This is a genomic window from Pectobacterium versatile, assembly GCF_020166435.1.
Taxonomy (GTDB): domain Bacteria; phylum Pseudomonadota; class Gammaproteobacteria; order Enterobacterales; family Enterobacteriaceae; genus Pectobacterium; species Pectobacterium versatile.
On the sequence record NZ_JAINZP010000043.1, the window covers coordinates 1 to 7329 of the forward strand.

At 56.5% G+C, this 7329-nt stretch carries 6 protein-coding genes and 1 pseudogene; 3 read left to right on the forward strand and 4 right to left on the reverse strand.

Annotated elements, in window-relative coordinates:
- The first annotated feature begins 789 nt into the window (after positions 1–789).
- Positions 790–918 carry a hypothetical protein gene (locus tag K7X24_RS22050; protein ID WP_263499336.1) on the forward strand — a complete coding sequence of 43 codons (129 nt, stop codon included), beginning with the start codon at positions 790–792 and terminating at the stop codon, positions 916–918.
- A 10-nt stretch (positions 919–928) separates the two neighbouring features.
- Here K7X24_RS22050 and xerC read toward each other — a convergent pair whose 3' ends face one another.
- Entirely contained in the window at positions 929–2038 is a 1110-nt protein-coding gene (gene xerC / locus K7X24_RS21610; protein WP_224558247.1) for a site-specific tyrosine recombinase XerC, read from the reverse strand.
- Positions 2025–5270, reverse strand: a complete 3246-nt coding sequence (locus tag K7X24_RS21615; RefSeq protein WP_224558248.1) for a CHC2 zinc finger domain-containing protein — start codon at positions 5268–5270, stop codon at positions 2025–2027. Before K7X24_RS21615 ends, xerC begins: the two co-directional genes overlap by 14 nt.
- 131 nt (positions 5271–5401) lie before the next feature.
- On the opposite strand from K7X24_RS21615, the gene K7X24_RS21620 reads away from it, so the two are divergent.
- On the forward strand, positions 5402–5740 hold the full coding sequence (locus tag K7X24_RS21620) for a helix-turn-helix transcriptional regulator (RefSeq protein WP_318013158.1): 339 nt from the start codon (positions 5402–5404) through the stop codon (positions 5738–5740).
- A 56-nt stretch (positions 5741–5796) separates the two neighbouring features.
- Positions 5797–6033 carry a SymE family type I addiction module toxin gene (locus tag K7X24_RS21625; RefSeq protein ID WP_224558250.1) on the forward strand — a complete coding sequence of 79 codons (237 nt, stop codon included), beginning with the start codon at positions 5797–5799 and terminating at the stop codon, positions 6031–6033.
- A gap of 46 nt (positions 6034–6079) precedes the next feature.
- Here K7X24_RS21625 and K7X24_RS21630 read toward each other — a convergent pair whose 3' ends face one another.
- Both K7X24_RS21630 and K7X24_RS21635 read right to left on the reverse strand, forming a co-directional pair.
- Positions 6080–6553 (reverse strand): hypothetical protein, encoded by a 474-nt coding sequence (locus K7X24_RS21630; protein WP_224558251.1) that lies wholly within the window; start codon positions 6551–6553, stop codon positions 6080–6082.
- A pseudogene (locus K7X24_RS21635) lies at positions 6550–7329 on the reverse strand (hypothetical protein); the annotation flags it as partial. The pseudogene K7X24_RS21635 and the gene K7X24_RS21630, both read right to left, overlap by 4 nt.

Genomic DNA, 7329 nt, shown 5'->3' on the forward strand with positions numbered 1-7329 from the left:
GTTATTCTCCACAACAACGTCTTCCGGTGCGGACTCAGCCAGCGAACACCTCTTTTCCCTGTACAGTCAGCCAGTTACAGCCGATTTTTCCTGATGCATTTCGATGCCCGGACACCCAAGCCCCGATACGCACTTTTTCATCCCGGCACGCTACCGCCCCGCCGTGACCTTACCGCCTGCAACCGCCACATCATAGCAGCGGCGTCAGCCGCTGCCAGTAGTCGTTTTGTTGTTGAACCGGGTTTTATCGCGGCGCGAGACGTTCCGCAGCTTGCCTGTGGGACGGCGAAGCGTCTGCCGGGTGCGGGCTGGCGAAGCCCGCAGGTCAACGGGTTAGCAGGGAGGCCCCCGGCGGGGGCCGCACGGGGCGGAGATGGCGAGCACGGGAACGAGCAAGGAGCCGGCGACTGCGAGCCGGGCGCAGCCAGTGCAGCGGGGTTGGGGCGGGGGCGAGGTAAAGCCGTTAAGCGGAGGCCGTCAGGCCGACAACCCCTTTTCTGTTGATGTTGGCCAAGTGCTGACGCCGAGGTTTCCGCCGCCAGGGACGGCGGCCACGCCGTGGGAGCCAGGGAAGCACGCCGATGTTCGCAGCAGAGCGAGCCTGCGAGCTGTGCGCCACACCTTACCCAAGCGCCGAACCCCGGCGGCCAGCCGCTCACCGATGTGGAAGCAGACCGCAACGCGCCCATTAACCGACCGGCGCCGACATAATGTTCGTTACGCGTTGGCCGCGTTCAGCGGCTTTCGCGTAATGCCACATTATGTTGAATGACGACAGGCCAGCAACGAGTGTTGCAGAGAACGCTTTGGGTTAACGCTGGCCGAGCGACATTTACCGCCGGAGCGCCTTACCTGAACAAGGCAAACGATGCGCCACGGACGGCGCAGCGTTTGCCCTGCACCGTACCGCTGGCCTGAAGAGAGTGAGCTAACTTTTGTGGCTGTCCGGCAGCGCAGGCATGTCATGCGGCTCCAGCGTGTCCGCCTCCTCATCCGCCGTCAGGTCAGCCAGCAGCCCGGTTTCTTCCTCAGCCTCTCGCTCTGCCGGATGGGTTGAGGCATGTACCGTCTGTAATGCACGGATGCTCACCTGCGTATAGATTTGCGTGCTCTCCACGCTCGCATGACCCAGCATCGCCTGTATCCACCGGATATCTGCGCCGTTCTCCAGCATCTGCGTCGCCATCGCATGGCGGAACAGGTGGCAACTTCCCCATTGAGCAAGTCCCGATGCCCGGATGTAGTGGCCGACCATGTGGGTGATGCCGTTCGCCGTCAGTCCCGCGATTCCATCCAGCGCCACGAACAGCGCGGTAATGTCCTGACTGACCAGCAGTTGCGGCCTCACCTGTTGCTGGTAGTGACTCAGCCAGCGCAGCGCCCGGTTTCCTATCGGGATAACCCGGTCTTTTCTTCCCTTGCCCTGCCTCACCGTCACCGTTTTACGGCTCCCGTCCACGCTGTAGACGTCCAGCTTTGCCACCTCGCCTCTGCGCAGCCCCGTTGACCACAGCAGCTCCATCAGTGCACGGTCACGGATGCCCTGAAGCGTCGTCAGGTCGGGTAAGGCCAGCACCTGCTCCACGTCTTCCACGCTCAGTATCGTGCGCGGCAGTCGCTTTTCCAGCTTCGGCAACTCCAGGTCAGCCGCCGGGTTCGCCAGTATCAGATGCTGTTTCGTCAGCCAGCTGAACCACACCTGCAACGGCTGTAACGCCGTGCGCTGTGTCCGGGTGCTCAGGGGCTCGCCGTTGCTTTTGCGGTACTGGTACAGATGCCGCTGGTAACGCTCAAGGATGGGACGGGTAACGTCACGGGCGTAATGCACTCCCCGCTCTGCCGCCCACAGGATAAAACGGTACTGGTGATGTGTCTGCACCTTCAGCGTCGCCTCCGACCCGTTGCGCTCCCGCCGCCACACCACGAACCGCAGCAGCAGCGCATACAGGCTCTTCGGGTCGCTGGCCGGACCAACAGGCTGACGGTAGACCTCATCCACCGTCAGCAGCGCACCCGCTCGCGGTTTACGGTTGGCCATGCTGCATCTCCGTTGCCACACTCACGGGCAGCGAGGTTTTACCCGTTTTCTTTTTTCCCTTTATTACTGCATTTGGCGCAACCCCGACCGTTTCGGCATCCATCCCTTGTACTGTCTGGTCTGATGCCACTTTTTCACTCTCCGACCGGCTGCCGACCACACCCCGACCGGAGGCCGACTGAGCAGCCTCCAGACCCGACCGGTTATCGCTGCCCTCAACCGCGCCGTTTATCGGTGAACCCGCACTTACGGGCAGCACGGTTTTACCCGCTTTCTTTTTTCCCTTTATTACTGCGTTTTCAGCAACCCCGACCACTTCACCCGCCAAGCCTTGCTGGCTCTGGTCGGACGCCACTTTTTCACTCTCCGACCGACTACCGACCACACCCCGACCCGTGGCCGACCGCTCTTCATCTGACTCCGACCGGTTATCGCTGCCCTCGCTGGCCGGAACGGTTTCTGTCACGTCCAGTAACCCGCATAAGTGTGGCTGACCGCTGTCTTCGCCGTCCCACAGCAGGCCGTACTCATAGGTTAACCCACGCCGGTACAGCACCAGATATTCCATTTCCAGCAGCCTTGAGAGATGGACTTTTAGCTGCGTATCACCCCAGCGCAGGGTTGCCCGGACATCCCGCCGTGAGAACCGAACCTCTTCCGCTTTCAGCGCCTGACGCACTGCGACATCCCGCACCATTTCACGCAACAACACCAGTAACTTCCGCGTCTGCGGCGGCATCTCGTCCAGCGTTCGCCCCAGTACCTCATGCGCCAGTTGATTGGCTAACGCGATATCACTCTGCGCCACCTCGATATACTCGATAACCTGCCCACGGTGCTCAACCCGTTTTACCGCCCGCTGGTACTGGTGCAGCAGCGCGATACTTTGTATCAAGGTCAGGTACTTCATATGGTCGCGCCGGGTACGGGTTTTATCACTCAGGAACGTCAGCCGATCAGCATACGGATTCACCACCTTCAGCGGCCTCAACAGCCGCTGCGCGTTCTGGTGTAACCGGGTCAGATACTGCTTTTCTGAGGACTGAAGCAGCCCTTCCAGCGTCTGGCCGTGACGCTGCATTGCGTGGATCGCCTGCGTCTGCTCACGGCTCTCATTCACCGTCAGCACCAGACAGCGGTTCAGCAGCTCTTCGTCTACGTCGATGGCCGTGGTGGTCAGCATCAGCATCACCGGTCCCTGTACCTTGTATTCCCGTGTGACCAGTTCCCCGCTCAGCTCGTTCTTGCCGGTACTGGCGATTTTCAGCTCCCCGTCCGACTGCAACAGCTTCAGCGCATACGCCGCCTGCCTGACCCCTTCCTCTTCCGCTATCGCCAGTATCTTGTGCTGTAGCGAGGTCTCGCCAAGGTAGTACAGGCTCTGCCCGGTCATCGCCGAGTACTGGATACGCTCTTCTTCCGGCATCAGCCCCAGCACCGCGTCCATCAGCGAGGATTTACCCGCCGCTGATGATGACTGGATAAGCACGGCCAGCGGTTTATCCAGCTTGCGCGACGTCGCCGCCAGATACCCGGTCAGCAGATTGGTGCTTTCCCCCACCACGCCACAGGCCGCCAGGTCATTGACGATACGCTCGGTGAGATGGGGGGACTTGAGTAACTCAAGCGCTGCCGCTTCGTCCTCTGCCGAGACGGTGACGGCCGACGAGGTTTCCTCAACGGCATGCTGACGCTGTTCGTCCTGCTTCTGCTCCAGCATCAGCAACACCCGACCGCATTCACGTTTGATGACCGATACCTCACAGCCCAGTTCAACCGCCGCCGCGCTGATATAGCCCTGACGATGACGTGAACTGTACATGTCCAGACTGTCCACATGGAACGCACCCGTGCTCTCGTCCCGTACCTGTACGTTGACCTTCATCACCTCGGCCACGCTGTTTTTCTGCCAGCCCCGCACCCGCCACACCCGTGGTCCAGCGCGTAACAGCAGCTCACCCGTATCCGTTTGTTCGCACGGCACCACATCAACCGCAGGTGCAGAGGCGGCTAAAGAGGACGCTCCACCGTCCGCTTCAGATACCGGCGTTTCATGGGAGAACACCACGCCCGGTCCGATTCCCTTGCCCATCCATTGTGCTTGCTCCAGCGCCAGCCCTAACGCCGCTTCAGGATTACCGCTCTTCAGCGCATAGGCATTCGCATCCAGCCCTTGCGGGAACTGCACCCGCCACGCCTCGATACCGCTTTCCAGCAAGTCACCGGCCACGGCTTCCGCACCCCGGTCGCCCGCCTCATCCCGGTCATAGGCTATCAGCACACGTTTCACCCCGTGGTACTGCAACGCCGCCAGATGCTCAGCGGTAAAACCGTTCGCCCCGTAAGCCGTGGTCACATGGCGGAACCCCGCGCACCAGAAGGTCATGGCGTCGATCAGCGCTTCACACAGGATAATTTCAGACGAGGCTTTCAGCGCTTCCTCGTTCCATACCCCGGCCAGCGGTGACGGCAGATACAGGTGCTTCGCCGCCCCTTTCTTCACCGCGTAGTCCGCCGTGGTTCGGCGACCGTACAACTGCAACACCCGCCCGCGCTGCGCCACGTTCGCCGATTCCGCCCAGCCGATAACCGGCATCACCACGCAGCCCCGGAAGTGGTCTTGTCGTGTAGCTTCCCGCAATACCCCCAGCCTGGCCAGCCGCTCACGCAGCCGTTTTCCCTCACCGCTTGAGGTGGACGGCAACAGCCCCGCGCTGCCGCCGATGCCGTGATGACCCGCGAACCCTAAGCGGAAGTGGCTCACCAGTTCGGGATGGTTCAGTCCGCGACTGACCAGCCACTGTTGTGCCTCCGGGTTGTTCAGCAGATTGTGGTGATAGAAGTCGATAACCTGATGCAGCAACGCCTGACCGTCATCATCCAGATCGGACAACGGCGTACGCGCCACCGTGGGCGAGACAGGGACGGCGGCTAAAGAAGACGGGGTTCCGGCCAGCTCCCGCAGCCGCACCAGAGTCTGCGGATAGGTCAGTTTCTCGGTGTGTTGCAGCCAGTCCAGCACCGACCCCGACGCGCCGCAGCCAAAGCAGTGATACAGGCTCTTTGACGGCGTGATAACGCAGGACGGCGTTTTCTCCCGATGGAACGGACACAGGCACACTACGCTGTCATCGCCCTGCTTTTTCAGCACATGACCCTGATTCTGCGCCACAGCCAGCAGCGACACCTCACGCTTGAGTCGCGCCAGTTCTGCCGGTGTCATTCGTCCCATTCCGTTGCTCCTGTAAAAACCTGTCAATAACCGTTTAATGTTTTTATTAAATACCTTATACTGTGTATATGTCAAACAGTATTAGAGGGGCAGGTTACAGTATGGCTACGTCAACTTTGTGGTTCTTACCGATGAATTTTCCTGCTCGTCTGATACAACTGCGCAAGGCCGCCGACCTGACTCAACAGGCATTAGCCAACAGTGCATCCATTCATGTGAACCAGATTCGGCGCTATGAGGCGGGGTCGGCGCAACCCACCTTAGACGCCCTCATCAGGCTGGCTAAAGTGCTGCATGTCTCGCTGGATGGACTGGTGTTTGATGACCACGAGCGTGGTCCGTCTGATGATTTGGCGTTGCAGTTTGAGGCGGTCAGCGGAATGCCAGAAGAAGAACGCCGTATTATCAAGGCGTTACTGGATGGGATGATACTGAAGTACCAGGCTAAACAGATTACTGAACGCGGTTAGAACAGGCGGCAACCTGCCCCAACCGCTCACCACTGGCAACTAAAGAGGTAGTTACTATGGCTAAGCAGCATCATAAGTCAGAACCCGCCACACCCCAAGCATTACGACACCTGAAGGTCGGCTATGTCAGCCGCCGCCACGCAGACCGCAACGATATGACGCGCTATTACAGCCGCAGCCCCAGCCTGCACCTTACCGGCCACTGGCTCGAAGCCGCGGGATTTGGCACCGATACGCCGGTGATTGTCACCGTTGAACACGGTCAGTTGCTGATACGTATTGTGACTGAATGACAGATAACAAAAATCCCGGCCTATTTGAGAGGCCGGGATTCGTCATTTATAATGACTGATACTTAATACCTTCGTCATGTTCATATGATGATGGTAAAGAGTTAAAGATATTTATTTCATCCCCAAAATTTACAATAATTAAATTTAAATCACCTTCGAAAACAAATTTCATTCCCACGAAAGCATCTTCAACAGAAGAAAATATCGAGTAGATCTCTAACAACCGCTTCCCAATATAATCAATGAATAATGTAATATTCGACAGATCCATAATTATTTCTTTACCGTATTCGCCGAGATCACTTTCCTGAATAGGCGAGTCAGTAAGCTCAAGTGATGATCCATCTTTACTGCACATGAAGCTAAACAACTTTTCTGTATTAGAAAAAATAAACTGCAATTTTTGAGGGTGATAAAAATCAGGTTTATCAAAAACATAAACTAGCCCCCTAACATCTAAAAGACTCTCATTAATAACACTACTGGCCCATTTTTGATATTGTCCTAAAAATTTAATCATTTAGGATCTCCCTTTAGTGCATTTTTCACAGATGTATTATTAACTCCGTCTTTCAAAACAGTGACAAAACTGCCGTCAGGCTTGGTAACAACAACATCGTTTCCCTTTATTCTAAAGAACACGTCTCCACGACTGGCACCATTACCAACACCTTGTCCTGCAAATTTACCGGCGACAACTTTATCAGGCTTAGAACCGATATCATTTATAATATCCAATACACGCTGCCTGTCTGCCGCATTCGATGCATTACCACCGAAATCTTCAACATGTTTTCCGAGTTTTTTACCCAATTGCGCATTGGTAACTGAAAATGCAGCGTTAGAACCGACTCCTGAGCTAGGTAAAGATATATTTCCAGGACTTGGTAAATACCCAGCAATTTCATCACTAGCCTTATTAATCAGCTTCGACGCTTCGGCAACATCTCCTTTCTTCAGCGCCATTTCTGCTGCTTTAATAGCTTTACCCGCTGCATCACCTGCTACTGGGATCAATCCAACCATTGCAGCAAGATAATCAATCGCACTCTGCGCTTCCGCAAAACCCTTGATATCACCCACAACCGGTGCGAAGTCTAATCCAAAACCAGCAGCGCCTTTCAGCAATTCATTACGATGTTCACTTATCTTGGTTGAACATGCTTCCGCACTTAATCCTGAACAATTCTGAGCTTTGAATTCTTCAACCATAGCAACAAGTTGCTTCTGGGCGCTCTGATACTTTTCTTCCTGCGTCATACCAGAGACTTTATTCTCAATGATGTCGCTCAGCGC